Source organism: Oceanobacter sp. 3_MG-2023, from assembly GCF_030688925.1.
GTDB lineage: Bacteria > Pseudomonadota > Gammaproteobacteria > Pseudomonadales > Oceanobacteraceae > Oceanobacter.
Window position 1 is genome coordinate 70,428 of the sequence record NZ_JAUYVX010000007.1, and the last position, 20,238, is coordinate 90,665.

The window sequence follows — 20,238 nt, forward strand, 5'->3', positions numbered from 1 at the left end:
AGGCCATACCACCAGGGTGGCCGGCTGTTGTTGAATGAAGACCGGCGGCTTGCTGGATCGTGCCAGCGGCATCCGGGGGCATGAGCAGCTAGTAATGGGGCCGAGAGGGAATTCGGGTTGTTTGACGTGGTGGATTCTGGCAAGGATGCAACGTTTTTATCGTTGGCTCATTGGTTAGCCATCGTATTTGTTCACCTTGCCTCTCATGTTCTTGATCTGGCCGCGGCGGGTTTTCTGGTCGACCCGTTTACGCTGTGATGAACGCGTCGGGCGAGTAGCAACCCGGGGTGGCAAGACCACCGTGGCTTTGCGGATCAGCTCTGCCAGACGATCCAGTGCATCCTGGCGGTTTTTTTCCTGGGTGCGGTGTTGCTGGGCCTTGATCACTATGATGCCGTCCTTGCTGATCCTGCTGTCCGAGATGTTGGCAAGGCGTTCCTTGATATAACCAGGCAGGGACGATGCACCGATATCAAAGCGCAAATGGATGGCACTGGATACCTTGTTGACGTTCTGGCCACCGGCACCCTGGGCACGGATGGCTTGCAGGTCAATCTGATACAGTGGAATGGAGAGGCGGCTGGAAATTTCCAGTTCGGTTTCGGAATCAGTCATGGCGTTCTGTTGGTTGAGAATGGGTCAGCCCGTGGTGATGGCAGAGTTGCTGTTCGCATTGGTCATGGTCGCTTTCTCATGCAGGCGACGATGGAGGAACGGGTAAATCCGCGAGGCCAAAGGCAATCGCCCCAAAATGACAGAATACGCCGGCCAGTACAAATAAATGCCAGATTTCATGGAACCCCAGATGATCTGGCCACGGGTTGGGCCACTTGAAAGCGTAAATCATTGCACCAACGGTGTAGAAGCCGCCGCCAGCGGCCAGCCATAACAGGGCGTCAACCGGGATACGTTCCATGGCGGGCTGCGCTGCGACAACCACCAGCCAGCCCATGGCAACATACACCAGAGTTGATAGCCAGCGTGGTGCGGTAATCCAGACCAGTTTCAGTACCACGCCAAATCCCGCCAGCGTCCATACGATTGCAAACAACCACCAGCCCATCGGGCCATGGAGTGGAATCAGGCAAAACGGGGTGTAGGTTCCGGCGATCAGTAAAAAAATCGCGATATGATCCAGCCGCTTGAGCCGGGTGATTGTTTGCCCGGAGCCTTGTACCAGGTGGTACAGGGCACTGCTGGCAAACATCAGCAGCATGGTGATGCCAAAAAGACTGAAAGATACAATGTGCCAGAGGTTGCCGTACTGCGCTGCCCGGCTATACAGAATATAAAGTGCTACCAGCGAAAGAAGAGCGCCGGCAAGATGGCTAAAGCCGCTGACTGGCTCACGAAAAAGGGCCTGGGGGCTGGCAGATGAGTGCGCGAGTATCCGGGTCATGGAGCATTCCTTGACGTGCAGGGCTGATAGCACCGGCATCGTCATGATCAAAGCAGAGAGTATATCGATGGCAGAGTTACAGTATGACGCCAATGTTGCGGCCGGTGCCAGTGCTGCCGACACGCGCTGGTTTCTGTATTTTATCCGTACTCGCCACGATACCTTGTATTGTGGCGTCAGTACGCATGTGATCCGGCGTTTCCGTGAGCACAGTGCCGGAGGCGTGCGGGCGGCGCGGGCGTTACGGGGCAAGGCACCCTTGCAGCTGGATTTCAGTTGGGAACTGCCAAACAAGTCTGTCGCCTTGAAAGTCGAGTATCGGGCCAAGCAATTGAGCCGTACGCAAAAGGAGCGGTTGATTGCTGGCGATGCGGCGATGCGGCGGCGTTTGTTGGCAGGTTTATAGAAACGAGACGAACGGGAGCAGAATGTTTGTTACCGTCACATTGTGTAATTGTTACATGGATGTCATAACTTCGCTTTAGACTCCGGCGTCCTGTCAGTAGAATGGCATGCAATTTGTAGCGATACGGACACAATAATCATCATGTTTTCAGCTATTTGGGCAGCTCGCTGGTATCTGCTGCTTGGTTTGTTTGCCTTCTTGATCTTTCTGGTCGTCAATGCGCCATTACATTTTGTCTGGCGCATGTTGGAACCCGAGCTAAAGAATTTGCCGGTTGATGTCAGGTCTGTGTCTGGAACGATCTGGCACGGGCAAGTACAGGCTGAGCAACGGGATTTGGGTTTGTTGGATGCCGAGTGGCGTTTATCGCCTGCTTCGCTTCTGGTGGCGGCACCCGAAGTGGATTTGACCCTGACATCACCTTTCGTGCGATTGCAGGGTCTGGCTCGTCTGGGGGCTGATCAAGCGCTGCATATCCGTGGCCTGGATGGTTTTCTGGATACCGAGCTGTTACGGCCGCTGCTGAGACCGTCACGGGTGGAATTGTCTGGCAATATCGAAGCCAGCGACCTGTCGGCGGTGATCCATCTGGATACCCGGGTAATCAGTGCTCTGGATGGTCGCCTGGTGTTTGGTGGCGGTAGCGCAGTATTTCCGGTACAACGCAAGCGTATCTCTGCCGACGTGCCGATGCTGGTCGGACAACTGGGCATGACACAGGAACAGGCGGTGCTGGATGTGACAACCGTTGAAGGCCAGCCGCTGGTACAAGGATTTGTGCAGCCCGATGGCTGGGCGGGGGTGGCAGTACGACGCCGGATGATTGATGTATTGGGGCAAACCTGGCCGGACAAAGCCGAAGTAGACACCGTGATTTTTGAAGTGTCGCGAAAGATTCTATAACCTTGGCGCCGATTCGGAGCAGTCGATTTGGAAAAGAATGTGGTAGAGCCGCTGTTATGGCAAAAGTGGACATTACTGACGGGCAAGCTGGTGCTGACGGTTTTATTGAGCTGGCAGAGTGCACAGTTGGCCTGGATGGTTATCGCCCCGACGCCGTTAGTGTTGAAAGCGCCGGCTCAGGCAAGTACTGACAGTGACGATGGGCAGGTGCGCGGAACGGCGGCTTACCATCTGTTTGGCGAGGCAACGGCAGTTGCCCCCCGAGTCGTACAAAAAGCGGTGGAAGCACCGGATACCCGCTTGAAGTTAACCTTGATGGGGATCAATCAGTCCTCTCGGGAAGAGTTATCCAGTGCGATTATCTCGGCTGCCGGTCGTTCCGGCGAATTTTATCGTATGGGTGATACGGTACAGGGCCGCACCCGCCTGGCCGGGGTGTACCCCGACAAGGTCATTCTGGACACCGCTGGCAAGCTCGAAACGCTCAAGTTTGAAGAGCACACCAGTCGGGGGTCCGATGTGCGGGCGGTGCCGGAGGCCAAATCAAGGTCCGGCGCCAGCTCGTTGAAAGAACGCTTCAGTAAGGTCCGTAATGCCACCGAACTGGTCGACCTGGCAACGTCCGAGCTGGAGGATGATCCGCTGGAAGCACTGGGTCGTATGGGGCTGGCAGCACAAGGGAGTGGTCAGGGGTATCGGGTACAACCCGGCTCGCCCCTGATGCAGTTCAAACTCCGACCCGGAGATTTGCTGTTGTCCATTAATGGCCAGTCACTGGGCGATCCGGCCAGTGACCAGAGTCTGTTGGCTGACTTGCAGAATACTGAAAGTGTGCGTATCGAAGTACAACGCGGCAATGATCGTTTTACCGTTAACCACAGGCTGAATTAAAGATATGGGTGTGTTTAAACATTGGGTAGTGGCTGTCCTGGTCTCGCTGAGCTTTACGGTCAGTGCCCAGGAAAGCTGGCAGATCAATCTGAAAGAAGCCGATATCGGTGCTTTTATCAGCCAGGTGGCGGACATTTCCGGCAAAAGCTTTGTGGTTGACCCGCGTGTCAAAGGCAAGGTCAACGTCCTGACCAGTGAAGCACTGGATTCTACCGGGGTGTATGAACTGTTTCTTTCCGTGCTGCAGGTACACGGTTATGCCGCGGTTCCGGCAGGAGACGTGGTGCTGATTGTGCAGCAAAACGAGGTCAAGCAGGTTGGCCGTGACCTGAATACGCAATCAACCAACGACAGCCAGGAAATGCTCACCAAGGTGATCATGATCAAGAATACCCCGGCTCTGGATCTGGTGCCTATCTTGCGTCCGCTGGTGGCCAAATACGGCCATCTCGCCGGGGTAAAGTCTGCCAATGCGCTGATTATTTCCGACCATGCCATGAATATTCGTCGTATCGAGCAGATCATCGACCGGCTTGATAAATCCGGCAACGATGAGCTGGAAGTGGTGCAGCTGAAAGAGGCCTGGGTGGGGAATGTTGTTACCATGTTGCAAAGCCTGGACCCATCCAAGGTGGTGCAAGGTAACGGAGAAAGCGATAACACCGCAGGCACCATCCGTGTTGTGGCCGATGAGCGCAGTAACCGGTTGATTATCAAAGGTGAAAAAACCGCCCGTGACCGTATTCGGGTATTAATTGAACAGCTCGACCAGCCGTCGTATTTCAGTGGTACGGCCCAGGTGATTCGCCTGCAATATGCAGATGCCACCAAGTTGGCTGATTTGTTGAAAAACCTGATGAGCGAAGCCACCAGTAGCGATAAAGACGCCGAACAGGTGAAAGGTACGGTGGGTATCCATGCGGATGAAGAGCTGAACGCGCTGGTCGTACGTGCAGAGCCATCATTGATGAAAGAAATCCAGGAGCTGGTGGCATCGCTGGATGTGCGCCGTGCCCAGGTGCTGATTGAGTCTGCAATTGTGGAAGTCACTGGTGACGTCAGTGATGCAATGGGGGTGCAATGGATATCCGGCGATTTGGATAACCCGGTCGCGATGACCAACTTCAGCAATGCCGGGCCGTCGCTCAGTACCATTGCCACCAGCATTGCGTCGGAGACCTACACCAGCGCCGTCAGCAGTGGTCTGACCCTGGGGGCTTACAGCGAGGACAATGGCTTGCTGGACTTTGGCCTGATTCTGCAGGCGCTGCAAAGCGACAGCAATACCAATCTGCTGTCGACGCCGAGCATCATGACCATGGACAATCAGGAAGCGGAAATCATTGTTGGCCAGAACGTGCCCTTTATTACCGGCTCGACATCATCCAGCAGTAATTCCAACCCTTTTACCACCATCACCCGCGAAGATATTGGTGTGACGCTGAAGGTAAAACCACATATTCATGATGGCACTGCCATTCGTCTGGAAGTGGAAGCCACCGCAGAGTCGGTATCAACCACGACCGTTTCGGGCAGCGCCGATTTGATTACCAACAAGCGTTCGATCAAAACCATGATTCTGACCGGTAACGAAGAAACAATCGTACTGGGGGGACTGATTCGTGATGATATCGTCGAAAGCACCAGCAAGGTGCCGCTGCTCGGGGATATTCCGGTACTGGGCTGGCTGTTCCGTTCATCCAGCAGTGAGCATGTCAAAAGTAACTTGATGGTGTTCCTGCGTCCGACCATTGTGAACAGTGCCGAGACATCCCGTGACGTGACCCGTGAGAAGTACAATGGTATCTGGGAGTTTGAGTTATCCGATCAACTGGGTAGTGATGATATTGATGCCTCGCTTGAACGTTTGTTTGATGGACGTCCTTAACAACCGTTAGCCAAACAACCATTAGTCGATAATTGTTGATAGAGCGTTCCCCGTGCCGGGGAACGGCTTGCCGTTATTCTTGTTGCCGCTGATGCTGTTTGTTGATGTCGCTTGCTGTTATGCCAAACGAGTCGTCTTGCGGTAATGGGCAGCCAGACCCAGAGGATTCAGCCCGGCCGCACGCATCAGGTCACACAAGCGAATCAACGGCAGTCCGATCAGGCTGTTGATATCGCGCCCGTGCAAGGCATCAAACAAATGGATACCCAAGCCTTCAACCTTGAAACTGCCAGCACAATCGTACGGCTGTTCAAGCATCAGATAATCCTCAATCTCTTCCGCAGACAATGGCCGGAACTGCACCTCAACATGCTCGACTGCGCTGGTGATTTCACCGGCACGCCACAAGGCCACACCGGTCGAAAAACAAATACGCTGGCCTGAACTGGCCAACAGTTGTTGCCGGGCTTGCTCATGATTCCCCGGTTTGCTGACCACTTCGCCATTGAGAGAACAGGCCTGGTCGCTGCCGATGATCCAGTGTTGCGGGTATTGTGCTGCCAGTGCCCGTGCTTTTTGTTCGGAGAGCCGCTGCACACAGGCATCAACGCTTTCATCAGGGTATGGGGTTTCGTCAATATCTGGACTGGCCCAGTCAAACGGCAGGCCCAGCTGGGCCAGCTGTTGGCGTCGGTAGGGGGATGAAGAGGCGAGTAACAGTTGCATGGAAACTCCGGCAGCGTGATAGAAAACAAACAACGCCAGGACGTCAGCGTAGTGGCTGGTCGCTGATGGTATGCCTGTGTCAGTAACGTGTTGACATAAAAAAAGGAGCCGAAGCTCCTTTTTTTATTGGCGTGGTGATCAGGCAGCGAAGTTAGCGTTCGCAAATTCCCAGTTCACCAGAGCCCAGAAACCTTTCAGGTAATCCGGGCGTACGTTGCGATAGTCGATGTAGTAGGCGTGTTCCCACAGATCAACCGTCAGCAGAGGCGTCAGGCCTTCTTCTGTGATTGGTGTAGCGGCGTTGGAAGTGTTGACGATGTCCAGAGTGCCGTCTGCTTTTTTCACCAGCCAGGTCCAGCTGGAGCCGAAGTTGTTGACAGCCATGTCGTTGAACTTGGCTTGAAACTCTTCGAAAGAACCAAAGGCAGCGTTGATTGCATCTGCAATTGCACCTGTTGGAGCACCACCGGCATTAGGTGCCAGGCTGTTCCAGTAGAAGGTGTGGTTCCAGATTTGAGCGGCGTTGTTGAATACGCCACCGGAGGAAGACTTGATGATCTCTTCCAGGGTTTTACCTTCAAATTCGGTACCACCAATCAGGCCGTTCAGTTTGGTGACGTAGGTGTTGTGGTGTTTACCGTGGTGGAACTCGAGGGTTTCTGCGGAAATGTGAGGTTCCAGAGCAGTTTTTTCGTATGGCAGAGCAGGCAGTTCGAAAGCCATGAGCGTTCTCCATTATCAGGCTGGGTGGTTGCATTCAGGGGTAGATGGGGCTTTATAAAAATAATTCAACGGCTCCATCCCGCCTTCCGAAGTCGCAGCATGATAACACCGGCGCGGGCAGAGGGGCTATGTGTTACTGATAGTGAATATCTATCGAGCATGGTTGCCATGAATGATGGTGAGTTTATGTTGTCGTACCGCCTGTCGCCGTCCTTCGTGCTGTTGCTTGGGGTCTGTTGCTCCGGCTGTGGTCGTGGCTGCTGGCGTGGTGGTGAGCTGGCCGCCCGGGCGGCAACGCGGAGGAAAAATTCCAGTCCCATCAGTATTTCAGCGCTAATGTTTGTATACTGCGGGCCATTTATTTTTTGATCTCCAATTGCGGAAATCCTTATGGACAACGTTAAAGAACCGCTTATTCCTGATATCAAACCATCGCAAGACGATATCGAAATGCGTCAGCGGCAAACCAAACCGCGCCGTACATCACCGGCCAAAGCTGACAGTAAACCCAGTGGCTCCTCCGGCTTGGCGGTGGTCGCTGTGTTGCTGGCGCTGGCTGCCCTTGGGGGTGGTGCCTACCTTTTTAAAATGCTGCAGGCACAGCAATATGAACTGCTGGAAGCCCGACAGATTATCGAGGAGCAGTCGAGCAATCTGAAGCTGCTGAACGAGCGATTATCTGCTACTGGTGAAAACGCCAGTTTGTCGCTGGATGCGCTGAAGGTGTTGTTAAAAGAACACGATTCCGAAATTCGCAAATTGTGGGATGTGGCCAACAAGCGCAACAAAGGCCTGATTGCCAGTAATGAAAAGGCCATTGCTGCAAGCATTGCGTCGCTGAAGGCGCTCCAGTCAAGGATAGAGACCAGCCTGACAGAACAACAAACGCTGCTGGAACAGCAGCAACTGGCGAGCAGTGCCTTGTCTGAGCGAGTCTCGGCCAACGAAGCGGGGCTGCTATCCTTGCCGGAATCCGAGCTGCGTATCGCCCAGAACAGCGAGGCCGTACAAATGGCGAGCCGGAATGTCGCCAGTCTGAAAACATCGCTGGCCAGTCGTCAGCAGGAAATCGACAGCCTGCGTAAGCAATTACGTCAGGTCGAGTTACGTATCACCACGTTACACGCGCCCGCCGCCACGAAGTGATATGTGACTAAAGGCGTTGTCTAGCGCATTTGAGCCGCTTGTTCCTTCGGGTACAATCGGCCACCGTTCGCGCCAGCATCGGTCTGGCGCATTGCACTGCTGAGCGTTTTGTCGCAAGACGGAGCCAGGGCACCCGTGAGAGAGCACAGAGAGAGAACCCACCATGACAGTGATCAAGCAAGAAGACCTGATCCAAAGCGTCGCTGATGCGTTGCAGTACATTTCCTACTACCACCCAAAAGACTTTATCGATGCGGTTCACGCCGCGTACGAGCGTGAAGAGTCCAAGGCCGCCAAAGACGCCATGGCCCAGATTCTGATCAACTCTCGTATGTGTGCCATGGGCAAGCGCCCGATCTGTCAGGACACTGGTATCGTCACCGTTTTCCTGACCATTGGTATGGACGTCAGATTTGAAAGCGACATGTCGGTAGAAGACATGTGTAACGAAGGTGTGCGCCGTGCTTACCTGAACCCGGACAACGTCCTGCGCGCTTCCGTGCTGGCGGACCCGGACGGCAAGCGGACCAACACCAAAGACAATACGCCTGCCGTGATTCACATGAAGCTGGTACCCGGTAATACCGTTGACGTGCACGTGGCAGCCAAAGGCGGTGGTTCTGAGGCCAAGTCCAAGTTTGCCATGCTGAACCCGTCTGACGATGTGGTGGAGTGGGTACTGAAGCAAATCCCGACCATGGGCGCTGGCTGGTGTCCGCCAGGCATGTTGGGAATTGGTATTGGTGGCACAGCAGAAAAAGCCATGGAAATCGCCAAGGAATCGCTGCTGGAGCCGGTCAATATCCAGGAGCTGCAAGCGCGTGGTGCCAGCAATCGTGCCGAAGAACTACGTCTGGAATTGTACGAAAAGGTCAACAAGCTGGGGATTGGTGCCCAGGGGCTGGGTGGTCTGACCACGGTTCTGGATGTGAAAGTGGCAGATTATCCGACACACGCAGCCAACAAGCCGGTTGCCATTATTCCTAACTGCGCAGCAACGCGTCACACGCATTTTGAGCTGGATGGCTCTGGCCCGGCAGTACTGCCGGTACCGAAGCTGGAAGACTGGCCAGAAATCAGCTGGGAAGTGGGTGACAGCGTACGTCGTGTGGATCTGAACACAGTGACACCAGAAGACGTAAAAGACTGGAAAACCGGCGAAACCGTACTCTTGTCCGGCAAGATGCTGACTGGCCGTGACGCGGCCCACAAACGTATGGTGGAAATGCTGGCCCGTGGTGAAGAGCTGCCAGTGGATCTGAAAGGCCGCTTTATTTATTACGTGGGTCCGGTCGACCCGGTACGTGAAGAAGTGGTTGGCCCGGCTGGCCCGACTACCGCAACCCGTATGGACAAGTTTACCCGCACCATTCTTGAAGAAACCGGACTGCTGGGCATGATTGGTAAATCCGAGCGTGGCCCTCTGGCGATTGAGGCCATCAAGGACAACGAAGCGGTGTACCTCATGGCCGTAGGTGGTGCTGCTTATCTGGTATCCCAGGCGATTCGTGCGGCCAAGGTACTGGCATTTGATGACCTGGGTATGGAAGCTATCTATGAGTTCGACGTGGTGGATATGCCGGTGACAGTTGCCGTGGATACCAAAGGTGAATCTGTTCACATGACTGGCCCGATTGAGTGGGCAGCCCGTATTGCGGCGAAAGAAGTGGATTGATCACGCTTATGTGACCGAATAACCGGCTTTGCGTGTTCGCAACGCCGGTTATTTTGTGTTTGACATATGTTGACAAAACTGACACCCGTTGTTTATTTCTTTACTCTTCTCTGGCTTCTACAGTATCGTTGATCCGATCAAGTCCTCTCGCCACTGTGTTGCTCTGAGAGGTAAATCAGATCCGGGGGCATTTGCCTGTTCCGCGTCCACTGCCACATGAGTCCATCCACTTTCGTCAGCAGGTACCTGCTAACGACCGTCACAATAATGTCTTTTTTTTGACATGAAATCTCACTTAATTTGTCATTTTTCGAAGCTAGCCTGTGCCGCACTAAACATCCATATAAAAGATGAGAGAGAGCGTTATGGAACTAAAGAAAAATGCACTGCTACAAGCATTGCTGATGGCCGTTTTGGCTACTGGCTTGTCTGCTTGCGGTTCAGATGGTGATGACGGCACTGATGGTGTTGACGGTACCAATGGTGTTGACGGTACCGACGGTGTTGACGGTGTTGACGGTACCGATGGTGTTGATGGCACCGATCTGACCGTAGCCGATCATACTACCGCAACCTACGGCACTGAGCTGACGTTTGAAGGTGTTGATGCACCTGCAACCGATGCTGACAAGCGCGCTATTTTCGCTGCTACAGCCACTGTTGGAGAAGGCACCTTTGGTGGCTCTTTTAACACGCTGGCACGCTCCGGTACCGATTATAATGGTGTGACTTTTGGACAGCTGATTAATGAATCCGGCACTGTGCTGCAAAGCACTGACGGTAGCATCAACGTCACCAACAGCAACGAACACACGTCACTGTTGCCTATCGGTGACAAGTTGTTCTCTGTTTCTCAAATGGAATCTACTCCTGGAGCCATGTTCCTGATGGAACTGAATCAGGATGACGATACTGGCGCTCTGTCTGTTAAAAGTATGAAGCAGATTGATCAGTCTGGTGTGAACGGTGGTTGGGTACATTGTGCAGCTTCTGTTACTCCATGGACCACTCACTTGGCCTCTGAAGAATATGAACCGAATGCCCGTAACCCGGATAGCGGCCAACGTAGCATGCTGTCCTACTACGAGGACGAAGCTTCCTGGAACCCGTACTTTTACGGCTGGAATATCGAAATCGAAGTCTCTGAAGATGCATCTACCGATCTGACCAAGCATTACGCCATGGGTCGTCTGGCATTTGAGCTGGCTTATGTAATGCCAGATTCCAAAACAACTTATATGACAGATGACGGCACCAACGTTGGCTTCTATATGTTTGTTGCGGATACCGCTGGTGATCTGACCGCTGGTACTTTGTACGCCGCCAAGTGGACACAGACTTCTGCTGATAATGGCGGAACGGCAGACATCAGCTGGATCGACTTGGGCCACGCATCTGATGATGATGTGAAACCTTATGTTGTTGGTACTGATACACAAGAACAGCTGACCTTCACTGACCTGTTTGACAGCGAAGATGTCACGGATGGTGCTTGCGCAACTGACGGCTTCACTTACGTGGATACTGCTAGCGGTGGTGCTGAGTGTTTGAAAGTGATCGAAGGTATGGAAACTCAGGCCTCTCGTATGGAAACCCGTCGTTATGCTGCGATAAAAGGTGCTTCCATCGAATTCAAGAAAGAAGAAGGCGTTACGTTCGATCCAACTCGTAGCAAGTTGTACGTTGGCATGTCCAGTGTTGGTAGTGGCATGAGCGATAGCAGCGGTGACATTCAGCTGGCTGAAAGCAATGATTGTGGCATCGTCTATCAGCTGGATGTAGCAGCAGATACAGACATCGGCTCTGACTACGTTGCCAACTCTATGTACTCACTGGTAGAAGGTGTTCCTGTTTCTGAGTCAGAGCAAGTGACTGGTTTCGCAGATAACAACTCTTGTCATATTGATGGCATCGCCAACCCGGACAACGTGACGTACATGTCTGGCTACGACAAGCTGATTATCGGTGAAGACACGGGTTCTGGTCACCAGAATGATGTGATCTGGTCTTATGAGTTTGATGATGAATCACTGACTCGTATCCAGACTACGCCTTACGGTGCAGAAACCACGTCTCCTTACTGGTACCCGAACATCAATGGCTGGGCTTATCTGATGTCGGTTATTCAGCATCCATATGGTGAGTCTGATCGCGATATGGACACAGGTGCTGGTGAAGACATGGCTTATACCGGTTATGTTGGTCCTTTCCCTGGTATCGCTGAGTAATAATATCAGTATGAGTTTATAAGGGCGGGGAGACCCGCCCTTTTTCCGTTTGTGAGGTTGTTGTGAGAATTTTCCATTTGTTGTTAACGTCCGGTTCTATGGTTGCTGGATTACTAGCGTTTGATGTCGTTGCTGAAACCTCGTCAAATAGCAGTCTTGTAAAAAAGCAGGTGAGTGATTACCTGACCGCGGATCGCCTTGATAACAAGACTCCTTATTTACTACCTCAGTGTTATACCGACCCGGTAGATGACAGTGGATCTTATAACCCTTGTTATGCCTGTCATACCGAGAGCAAAGAACCTAATTATTTTAGTGATATTGATGTTCAGGTGGCCTATAACATGCCCGAACCCGGGGTTAATAACCCTTGGATGAATGTCTTTAAAGATCGTACCCAAGCTATTCAAAATATCAGTGATGAAGATATCCTGAGCTATGTACGAGAGGATAACTACGCCAGTCGTCATGGTGAGATTTATCTGGCAGAGAAATTGAAGAATGTCCCTGCAGAATGGGATCGCAACAAAAACGGTCAATGGGATGGCTATATCCCGGATGTCTGGTTCGATTTCGATAATCAGGGATTTGATCATGACCCTTCTGGCAACCCGACAGGCTGGCGTGTATTTGCTTACTATCCGTTTCTGGGTACCTTTATGCCAACCAACGGTTCAACGGACGACGTGTTGATTCGCTTGCCTGAAGCGTTTCGTGAACTCAAGCCGGGGGAATATGATCAGGAAACCTACATAATCAACCTGGCCATTGTGGAAAGCCTGATGAAGCAGCAGGATGTGGTTATCCCTGAAGTGGATGAAAATCGCTATGGCGTTGATCTGAATAAAGATGGAAAGCTTGGTAAAAGCCATCTAATTCGTTATGAATGGGCCCCACTTGACAAAATCTATATGAGCTATGTGGGTCAGGCCAAAAAACAGCTGGAAAATAAACAGGTGCATTTGGCGGCACGTTTATATCCAGAAGGAACAGAGTTTGTACATACCGTGCGTTATATCGATGTGGATGATCAGGGTAAAACCAGTATTGCTCCACGGATGAAAGAGCTTCGATATGGCCGTAAAGCCAGCTGGCGCACTTATTTTAATTTGCAGCGCTATGTGGAAAAAGAAGAGAAAGAACGCTACGACTTCCCGGAACGTACCAAAACGGTTATTGGTAATATGGAAGAAGGCCTGATTGTTCCTCTGGGCTGGGTGTATCAAGGATTTATTGAAGACAAGGCCGGTGACCTAAGACCACAAAGTTACGAAGAAAACTACTTCTGTGTTGGCTGCCACTCCGGTATTGGGGCGACCAATGACTCAACTTTCGCCTTTACGCGCAAACTGGATTCCGGGCATTCATTCCAGAATGGCTGGTACCATTGGATGGAAAAAGGCTTTGAAGGCGTTAAGGATCATGTCCGTGAAGACGGTCAGGGAGAGTACGCTTTTTATCTGGAGCACAATCCAACGGGGAATGAATTCCGCACCAACGACGAGGTGCTCAACAAGTTCTTCCATTCGGATGGCAGCAAAAAACCAGAAGCGTTCGAGCGTTTGAAAACCGATGTCAGCTATCTGCTGATGCCAAGTCGTGACAGGGCCCTGACGTTGAACAAGGCGTATAAGGCCATTGTCGACGAGCAAAGCTACAAGCTGGGACGGGATGCGGTAATCACTCCTATGAATGTGGTGCATAAAGAAGTGGAGCTGTACGGCCCTACTGGTATCACTGAAGTATTGAACCTCTATTGACTGAGCGTGTGTGCAGGATGGCCTAACGGTCGTTCTGCACAGCATCGTCAGCGGTTGTAATTTCATAACACGGGGTATATTCCCCGGTCATCTTCATACGTCCACTCGCGACCATATGAGCCAGCAAGGCGTTCATTTCTTCCATGATTTTCGGGTCACCCTGTAACTGATACGGGCCATGCTCCTGTACCCGTTGAATGCCAGCGGCCTTAACATTGCCGGCGACAATACCAGAAAAGGCACGGCGTAAATCCGCGGCCAATTGGTGCCCCGGTGCATCGAAGGACAGATTCAGAGCAGACATGGCCTTATGAGTGGGGTCGAACGGGTGTTGGAATTCGGCCGGGATGTGCAAGGACCAGTTAAAAAAATAGGCATCCTTTTGTTGCTGGCGCCAGAGCTGGACACTGTGAATCCCTGTCTTCATGGCCTGGGCAACCGCTTGGGCGTCATTAATGATCAACTGGTAACGGGCCTGGGCCGGTGCCCCCAGAGTGGTACCGATAAAACGGTCAATGGCACGCAGGTAGTCACCACTTTCTTCTGGCCCGGTGATGATAACGGGGAAGGGCAGTGTGATGTTCTTCGGGTGCGTCAGAATGCCCAGCAAATACAGCAATTCTTCTGCCGTGCCTGGCCCGCCAGGGAAAATAACAATGCCGTGCGCCATGCGCACAAAAGCTTCCAGACGTTTTTCAATATCCGGCAAAATGACCAGTTCATTAACAATGGGGTTGGGCGCTTCGGTGGCGATAATACCAGGCTCGGTAATGCCGATATAACGACCGTCGCGATTGTGCTGCTTGGCATGGCCGATGGTGGCACCCTTCATCGGGCCTTTCATGGCGCCCGGGCCACAGCCGGTACCGATGTCGAGGCCTCGCAGGCCGAGGTGATAACCAACTTCCTTGCAGTATTTGTATTCATTGCGGGGAATGGAGTGTCCCCCCCAGCACACCACCAGGTTGGGCAGCCGGTCGGCGCAGAGTACATCGGCATTTCGCAGCAAGTGAAAAATCGCATTGGTGATGCCATCGCTGTCGTTCAGATCAAAGCGCTGGGGCTTGATAATGGAATCTTGCGCATAGAGGACATCGCGCAAGACCGAAAACAGTTGCTCCCGCACACCGCGGATAATGTCGTTGTCGACAAAGGCACTGGGAGGCGGGTTGACCAGTCGTAATACCAGCCCACGATCTTCCTGTTCAAAATGAATATCGAACGGCTGATAGGCCGCTTCCATATCAATATAGCTGTCACTCTGGCTGCCAGCATTCAGGACGGCGTAGCAACAACGGCGTACCAGATCGTGCTCCTGGCTGCTGACATCGCGTAGCTGTTGAATTTCGTAGCGCGATAAAACACGCAGGTGAGTTTTCGGGTGAATCAGTTCGTAGCTGCTCATAATGCGATTATTTCCTGCCGTCGGTCGTATTATTACTATACGACACCTGTGAGGAATCGGCCGTATTTGTGTTCCGTGCATGGTGTTGCCGGCGGTGTTGCAGGGGGTGTGTGGTTACGGAGCGCGGTTTTAGCGTCGGATGACGGCCGAAATCCAGCAGATTTTTTCCCGAATCAAGGTTCTTTGTCTACGCTTGTAGATACTGCTGATGATCCTTGATGATCATTTGTGTCGTCAGATCGCATTACTTTTGTTACATATAATTACAAAAGGAATGGGCATTCTCAGCGGAATCATACTTTGGAGGGATGAGTGTGGTTGCTTGGGCAGATTATATTCCTCTTACAGTTGTGACATCGCTGTGACAGAGGATGTTTCCTTGCTGGGTCACAGCACTAATAACAATAAAACGACAGGTAGTAATATGGTTAACAAGACGATTCTCAGTCTGGCCATGGCGGCAGCAACCGCAGGCTTGGTTGGCTGCAACATCAGCAGTGTGGATGGTAACAGTGACGTTGATCAAACACCGGTGCAGGCCGGTAGCGGTGACAGTCTGGATGCCTTTGTTTCTCCGGTGTTTAATCCGGCGACGTCAGAACTGCCGCTGAATATCGATTTTCTGTTCCAGACCTACCCAACCAATGATGATGGTTCGGCTGTTGATGCCACCGATGCCGATGGCACGCTGTATTATGAAGCGGGTAAAGACATTGAGCCGCTGACGGCGACAGGCAGCATCAATCCAGACTACAACCCGGTCTATGATGCCATTAACGATCTGGATGGATTCTCGGCAACGGCTCCGTTTGATATCGCTTTTGATGGTGAATTATCGACCGAGGTACCGAGCGGTTCGGTTTATCTGGTACCACTGAACTACGACGGTGGCCCCAAACTGGGCAGCCTGGTCAGTAGTTCGCCGTATTTGTATCAGGATATCCCGGCCATTCGTGCCGAGGTGGTGAGTTATACCGATGGCAGCCTGAATAACAACGTGCTGCGTATCAGCCCCGAAGAACCGCTGCTCGAAAGTACCCGTTATCTGGTGGTTGTGCTCGACAGCCTGTTGGGTGCCAACGACAACCAGATTGATGCCTCGACGCAATACAAATATTTGTCTGACCCGGATCTGGATGCCTACGTTGATGAGCTGGCCTCCGCCAAAGTCGCGATTGAAGGCTGGCAGCAGCTGGCAGAGGGTTTTGTCGGTAGCGTATTGCAACGTAACGACGTGAATGTCGCTCTGGCCTATACCTTCACTACCGGTGGTTCAACGTCGGTGATGAACGCGATGGCCGCACCGGGCAATGCCAACAGCGCCTTGAGTAACAAGGATATTCCGGCGTTGGTGCAGCATTACCTGAATACCACCGACGATGATGCCACAACCCAAATGGCCACTGTCACCATGATGACCAGTGGCGACACCGAAGCAGCGACGGCCCTGATTCAGGGGAATGCGCTGTTATCGACCTTACCGGCCCCGGCCCCCCGCAAAACCGATTTCAGCAGCAGCGCTTCAGTACCTTCTGCGTTGCTGGCCGACGGCTTGCAGGCGACTTTCCGTAGTGGTCGTATCGAATTACCTTATTATCACAGCGCGCCGGATGGTGCTTACAGTGGCGAAGACCCAACCAGTGGTTATGCCTGTACGCCGACAAGCGATACAGATGATAGCTGTTTGTCGCAACAGCTGAGCGCCGCCAATGTGATCACCTCCCAATGGCAGTCGGATGCGGAAGTGATCAGTAATATCCAGCTGGCGCTGGGCGCTGATGCCGCTACCGCTGCGACTTATACCGCACCGTCAGAAAACGTCACCGACCTGTTTCCGTTTGCTGCTGCCCAAGGCACGGTATCGGCCCCGGTACTGGTGGTTGAACCTGTCGCCAGTTGTGAAAAACCGGCCACTGGCTGGCCGGTGGTGATTTACCAGCACGGCCTGAACTCCCAGCGACTGGATACTCTGCCGCTGGCCGACCAGTTCGCCCAGAACTGCTATGCCACTGTCGCGATTGATCTGCCCTTGCACGGTGTGATGCCGACCGACACCGTCGATTTGTCTGCGCTGTTGGGGGCTGAATTTGCCGCCGTACCGGCTCTGGCGGTTGTCGAAGGCAGTGAGAACAGTGACAACAGCGCTTCCAGCCTGTACGCGCTGGCACAAACCGACGGCACGACGGCATTACTGGAAAAAGTCACCGAGATAGTAACGGCGCAAACCTACAGTCAGCGCCACTTTGGCTTGACCGCAGATGGCGTGGCGCCGACAGCCGTCAGCGCCACCGATGCTTCGGCCAACAGCTCCGGCTCCTTGTATATCAACTTTGTCCGCTTCCAGACCACCCGGGATAACACCCGTCAGGCAGTGATGGACTTGCTTAACCTGAATGCCTCGATTCCCTTTATGGATATTGATGGCGACGGCAATGGGGTGTTAAACAGTGCCCCGGATTTTGATGCCAGCCATATCTATTTTGCCGGTATCTCACTGGGTGCCATTGTGGGGACGGAATACGTGGCGATTAATAACGCCAACACCCTGACGGCTAACGCAGCTGGCAACAGCGCGCTGAATCCGATTCAAGCGGCAGTGTTCGGGGTGCCCGGGGGCGGATTGGCGAAGATGCTGGAAAGCTCAGACGCTTATGGCCCGACGATTGTGGCAGGACTAACCGACCCGGACAGCTTTAATCTCACCCAGGGCGGGTCAGATTATGAATCCTTGTTGTACGTGTACCAGGCTACCGTCGATGCGTCTGATCCGGTTAACTATGCCGCGCAACTGACTGCGACCGGAACGCCTTATACGCTGATCGAAGCCGTCGGTGATCACGTGATTCCCAATGCGGTGGATGCTGCGCCGTTGGCGGGTACCGACCCACTGATCGATGTACTGGGTGCCACATTGGTGGATACCTCCTCGGATTTGTCGGCCAGCAGTCCGGTACAGATTGCCTTCCGTCTTGCCGATGAGTTGAGCAGTCATAGCTCCATGGCAGTACCGGATAGCAATGATGCATCGACAGAAACGGCGGCGACCTTTGGTGTTATCGCCAACCATATTGTGAGCCTGTTTGACGATCCTGCTGCTCCGACTCTGGTCGATGACGGCGCGGGTATTGTTGAAGCAGTGACAGAATAAGGCTGAGAAACCGAGGCGACTATGAATAATAAGAATACAGGCGGGCACGCTATGAAAAAGCTTCCATTGGCTCTGGCCATTTCGGCTCTTGCAGCCACTTCAGCCCAGGCTACCGAGTTTTCGGTGGGCGCGGTCGACATGCGTCTGGACAACACCATTAGCGCCGGGATTGCCTGGCGACTGGAAGAGCCGGGGGCAGAGCAAATCATGCCGGGTAACGGCGCGGCTACGGGCAACAGTGCATCTGGCTCATCGTATAACTATGACGACGGTACGCTGAATTATGGCAAAGGTGATGTCTACACCCGGGTGATCAAGTGGACATCCGACCTCGAAATGAGCTACGAAAACTATGGTGGCTTCTTTCGGCTGCGGGCGTTTTACGATGACGCCATCATGAATGACTCAACCGATTTCAAAGACCTCAGTGATGAAACCAAAGACGCTGCCGGTAGTGGTTACGACCTGCTGGATGCCTACGTCTGGGGGGATTTTGATTTCGGTGAAACACCGGTATCGGTGCGCCTGGGGCGTCAGGTATTAAGTTGGGGTGAGAGCACCTTTATCCAGGGTGGTATCAACAGCATTAACCCGGTGGATGCCTCGGCCTTCCGCAAACCGGGCGCTGAGCTGAAAGAAGGCTTGCTGCCCGTCAATATGCTGTATACCTCAGTCGGTTTGACGCCAGACCTGTCGGTAGAGGCTTTTTATCAGCTGCAGTGGGAAAAAACCCGTACTGACCCTTGCGGTACGCTCTTCTCAAGCTCGGACTTTGTCGCTGATGGCTGTGGCCCGGTGATCTTGTCGGGCACGTCCAGCGAGCTGGATATTCTGGCGGCACGGGATCAGGAAGTGGCCGACAACCAGCCGTTGTCTGAGCGTGTGGCGCCGGTGGCCGAACGCTTGCCAGATGGTGAACCCAAAGACTCTGGCCAGTACGGTCTGGCCTTTCGCTGGTATTCCGAAGCGCTGGGTGACACGGAATTTGGTGCTTACTACATGAATATTCACAGCCGCTTGCCGTTTATTAATGGTGTGGTGGTGAATAAATCCGACAGCAGTTATTACAACGCCGATGCCACCTACGAGAGTAACTATCCGCTCTACCAGATCGCCTACCCGGAAGACATTCAGGTCATGGGGTTAAGCTTTGCAAGGGCCACGGAAGGCGGCGCTTCCATATCCGGTGAGGTCAGCTATCGTCCAGATATGCCTTTGCAGTGGAATGCCTTCGAGCTGTTGTTGGCGGGTAACGCCGCACCTTATAGCCGTTTGTATCAACAACGACTGGCGGAAGCCGGTGGTGATCCAACGGATCTGTCGGGTGAGTTTGCCATTGGTTACGACGAGTTTGATATGTGGCAGGCCCAGGCAACCTATATCACCTTCCTGGACCGGATACTGGGTGCTGATCGGGCGGCGCTGGTGGCCGAAGTGGGGGTGAGCTTTATTCCTGATCTGCCCGATACCGATGATGCACGTTATGGCCGTTCCGGTGCCTATGGCATCGGTAACAACGATGGCGTTTACAGCGCCGCCGGAGATACCAACTTCTGTACGGCCGATACCGTTCCAGGGACGGACGAAGCCAACAGCGGCCAGAATGCCAACACCGACAACTGTACTGACGATGGTTATGTGACCCAGTTGTCCGGGGGCGTGCGCTTCCGTATGTCGTTCGACTACAACAATGCCTTGGCCGGGGTGAATATCACTCCGATTATCTCGTTGGCGTATGACAAGGGGTATGGCCCGGAGCCGGGTGCCCAGTTTATTGATAACCGCCTGACCACAGGTTTGGGGCTACGCTTTGTATACCTGAACACCACGTCGGTTGACGTGAGCTACAGCAACTACTCTGGTGGCGATTACAACACCATGAAAGACCGCGACAATATCAGCCTGTCTGCAGCCTACTCATTTTAATTGGCAGCCAGCGG

15 protein-coding genes are annotated in these 20,238 nt (G+C 53.1%); 10 read left to right on the top strand and 5 right to left on the bottom strand.

Annotated features, from left to right (window positions below; translation table 11 throughout):
* Nucleotides 1-174: 174 nt before the first annotated feature.
* Nucleotides 175-615 (bottom strand): alternative ribosome rescue aminoacyl-tRNA hydrolase ArfB, encoded by a 441-nt coding sequence (gene arfB, locus Q8W32_RS08325; RefSeq protein ID WP_303432192.1) that lies wholly within the window; start codon nt 613-615, stop codon nt 175-177.
* A gap of 76 nt (nt 616-691) precedes the next feature.
* Entirely contained in the window at nt 692-1,399 is a 708-nt protein-coding gene (locus Q8W32_RS08330; protein WP_305414499.1) for a hemolysin III family protein, read from the bottom strand.
* A 67-nt stretch (nt 1,400-1,466) separates the two neighbouring features.
* Here Q8W32_RS08330 and Q8W32_RS08335 point away from each other — a divergent pair, with 67 nt between their 5' ends.
* The 4 genes from Q8W32_RS08335 (at nt 1,467) to gspD (ending at nt 5,487) form a co-directional block, all read left to right on the top strand.
* Nucleotides 1,467-1,805 carry a GIY-YIG nuclease family protein gene (locus Q8W32_RS08335; RefSeq protein ID WP_303432189.1) on the top strand — a complete coding sequence of 113 codons (339 nt, stop codon included), beginning with the start codon at nt 1,467-1,469 and terminating at the stop codon, nt 1,803-1,805.
* Between the two features lie 141 nt (nt 1,806-1,946).
* On the top strand, nt 1,947-2,708 hold the full coding sequence (gene gspN, locus Q8W32_RS08340) for a type II secretion system protein N (RefSeq protein ID WP_303432186.1): 762 nt from the start codon (nt 1,947-1,949) through the stop codon (nt 2,706-2,708).
* Nucleotides 2,709-2,735: 27 nt separating this feature from the next.
* The gene (locus tag Q8W32_RS08345; protein ID WP_303432185.1) at nt 2,736-3,599 is read left to right on the top strand and encodes a type II secretion system protein N; all 864 of its coding nucleotides are present in this window, start codon (nt 2,736-2,738) and stop codon (nt 3,597-3,599) included.
* 4 nt (nt 3,600-3,603) lie between these two features.
* Nucleotides 3,604-5,487, top strand: a complete 1,884-nt coding sequence (gene gspD, locus Q8W32_RS08350; protein ID WP_303432184.1) for a type II secretion system secretin GspD — start codon at nt 3,604-3,606, stop codon at nt 5,485-5,487.
* Nucleotides 5,488-5,604: 117 nt separating this feature from the next.
* Here gspD and Q8W32_RS08355 read toward each other — a convergent pair whose 3' ends face one another.
* Together Q8W32_RS08355 and sodB are read right to left on the bottom strand one after the other, a co-directional pair.
* Nucleotides 5,605-6,213, bottom strand: coding sequence for a nucleoside triphosphate pyrophosphatase (locus Q8W32_RS08355; RefSeq protein WP_303432182.1), 609 nt, complete (start codon nt 6,211-6,213; stop codon nt 5,605-5,607).
* 138 nt (nt 6,214-6,351) lie between these two features.
* Nucleotides 6,352-6,936, bottom strand: a complete 585-nt coding sequence (sodB, locus tag Q8W32_RS08360) for a superoxide dismutase [Fe] (protein WP_303432180.1) — start codon at nt 6,934-6,936, stop codon at nt 6,352-6,354.
* A gap of 390 nt (nt 6,937-7,326) precedes the next feature.
* On the opposite strand from sodB, the gene Q8W32_RS08365 reads away from it, so the two are divergent.
* The 4 genes from Q8W32_RS08365 to Q8W32_RS08380 all read left to right on the top strand — a co-directional run bounded on the left by Q8W32_RS08365 (nt 7,327) and on the right by Q8W32_RS08380 (nt 13,745).
* On the top strand, nt 7,327-8,082 hold the full coding sequence (locus Q8W32_RS08365) for a hypothetical protein (protein WP_305414506.1): 756 nt from the start codon (nt 7,327-7,329) through the stop codon (nt 8,080-8,082).
* Nucleotides 8,083-8,245: 163 nt separating this feature from the next.
* The gene (locus Q8W32_RS08370; protein WP_303432177.1) at nt 8,246-9,757 is read left to right on the top strand and encodes a fumarate hydratase; all 1,512 of its coding nucleotides are present in this window, start codon (nt 8,246-8,248) and stop codon (nt 9,755-9,757) included.
* Between the two features lie 365 nt (nt 9,758-10,122).
* The gene (locus Q8W32_RS08375) at nt 10,123-11,985 is read left to right on the top strand and encodes an alkaline phosphatase PhoX (protein ID WP_303432175.1); all 1,863 of its coding nucleotides are present in this window, start codon (nt 10,123-10,125) and stop codon (nt 11,983-11,985) included.
* Nucleotides 11,986-12,329: 344 nt separating this feature from the next.
* Nucleotides 12,330-13,745: a hypothetical protein gene (locus Q8W32_RS08380; RefSeq protein ID WP_305414507.1), complete on the top strand. Its 1,416-nt coding sequence runs from the start codon at nt 12,330-12,332 to the stop codon at nt 13,743-13,745.
* A gap of 22 nt (nt 13,746-13,767) precedes the next feature.
* On the opposite strand, the gene ppnN is transcribed toward Q8W32_RS08380, so the two are convergent.
* Complete coding sequence (gene ppnN / locus Q8W32_RS08385) at nt 13,768-15,150, bottom strand: nucleotide 5'-monophosphate nucleosidase PpnN (RefSeq protein WP_303432172.1); 1,383 nt, start codon at nt 15,148-15,150, stop codon at nt 13,768-13,770.
* A 424-nt stretch (nt 15,151-15,574) separates the two neighbouring features.
* On the opposite strand from ppnN, the gene Q8W32_RS08390 reads away from it, so the two are divergent.
* Both Q8W32_RS08390 and Q8W32_RS08395 read left to right on the top strand, forming a co-directional pair.
* Complete coding sequence (locus Q8W32_RS08390; RefSeq protein WP_305414508.1) at nt 15,575-18,298, top strand: hypothetical protein; 2,724 nt, start codon at nt 15,575-15,577, stop codon at nt 18,296-18,298.
* Nucleotides 18,299-18,349: 51 nt separating this feature from the next.
* Nucleotides 18,350-20,224, top strand: a complete 1,875-nt coding sequence (locus Q8W32_RS08395) for a DUF1302 domain-containing protein (protein ID WP_303432168.1) — start codon at nt 18,350-18,352, stop codon at nt 20,222-20,224.
* Nucleotides 20,225-20,238 lie beyond the last annotated feature (14 nt).

Bases quoted from the DNA above. Each gene is read 5' to 3' on its own strand.
- arfB (WP_303432192.1), bottom strand. From the start codon at position 615: ATGACTGATTCCGAAACCGAACTGGAAATTTCCAGCCGCCTCTCCATT.
- Q8W32_RS08330 (WP_305414499.1), bottom strand. From the start codon at position 1,399: ATGACCCGGATACTCGCGCACTCATCTGCCAGCCCCCAGGCCCTTTTT.
- Q8W32_RS08335 (WP_303432189.1), top strand. From the start codon at position 1,467: ATGGCAGAGTTACAGTATGACGCCAATGTTGCGGCCGGTGCCAGTGCT.
- gspN (WP_303432186.1), top strand. From the start codon at position 1,947: ATGTTTTCAGCTATTTGGGCAGCTCGCTGGTATCTGCTGCTTGGTTTG.
- gspD (WP_303432184.1), top strand. From the start codon at position 3,604: ATGGGTGTGTTTAAACATTGGGTAGTGGCTGTCCTGGTCTCGCTGAGC.
- Q8W32_RS08355 (WP_303432182.1), bottom strand. From the start codon at position 6,213: ATGCAACTGTTACTCGCCTCTTCATCCCCCTACCGACGCCAACAGCTG.
- sodB (WP_303432180.1), bottom strand. From the start codon at position 6,936: ATGGCTTTCGAACTGCCTGCTCTGCCATACGAAAAAACTGCTCTGGAA.
- Q8W32_RS08365 (WP_305414506.1), top strand. From the start codon at position 7,327: ATGGACAACGTTAAAGAACCGCTTATTCCTGATATCAAACCATCGCAA.
- Q8W32_RS08370 (WP_303432177.1), top strand. From the start codon at position 8,246: ATGACAGTGATCAAGCAAGAAGACCTGATCCAAAGCGTCGCTGATGCG.
- Q8W32_RS08375 (WP_303432175.1), top strand. From the start codon at position 10,123: ATGGAACTAAAGAAAAATGCACTGCTACAAGCATTGCTGATGGCCGTT.
- Q8W32_RS08380 (WP_305414507.1), top strand. From the start codon at position 12,330: ATGCCCGAACCCGGGGTTAATAACCCTTGGATGAATGTCTTTAAAGAT.
- ppnN (WP_303432172.1), bottom strand. From the start codon at position 15,150: ATGAGCAGCTACGAACTGATTCACCCGAAAACTCACCTGCGTGTTTTA.
- Q8W32_RS08390 (WP_305414508.1), top strand. From the start codon at position 15,575: ATGGTTAACAAGACGATTCTCAGTCTGGCCATGGCGGCAGCAACCGCA.
- Q8W32_RS08395 (WP_303432168.1), top strand. From the start codon at position 18,350: ATGAAAAAGCTTCCATTGGCTCTGGCCATTTCGGCTCTTGCAGCCACT.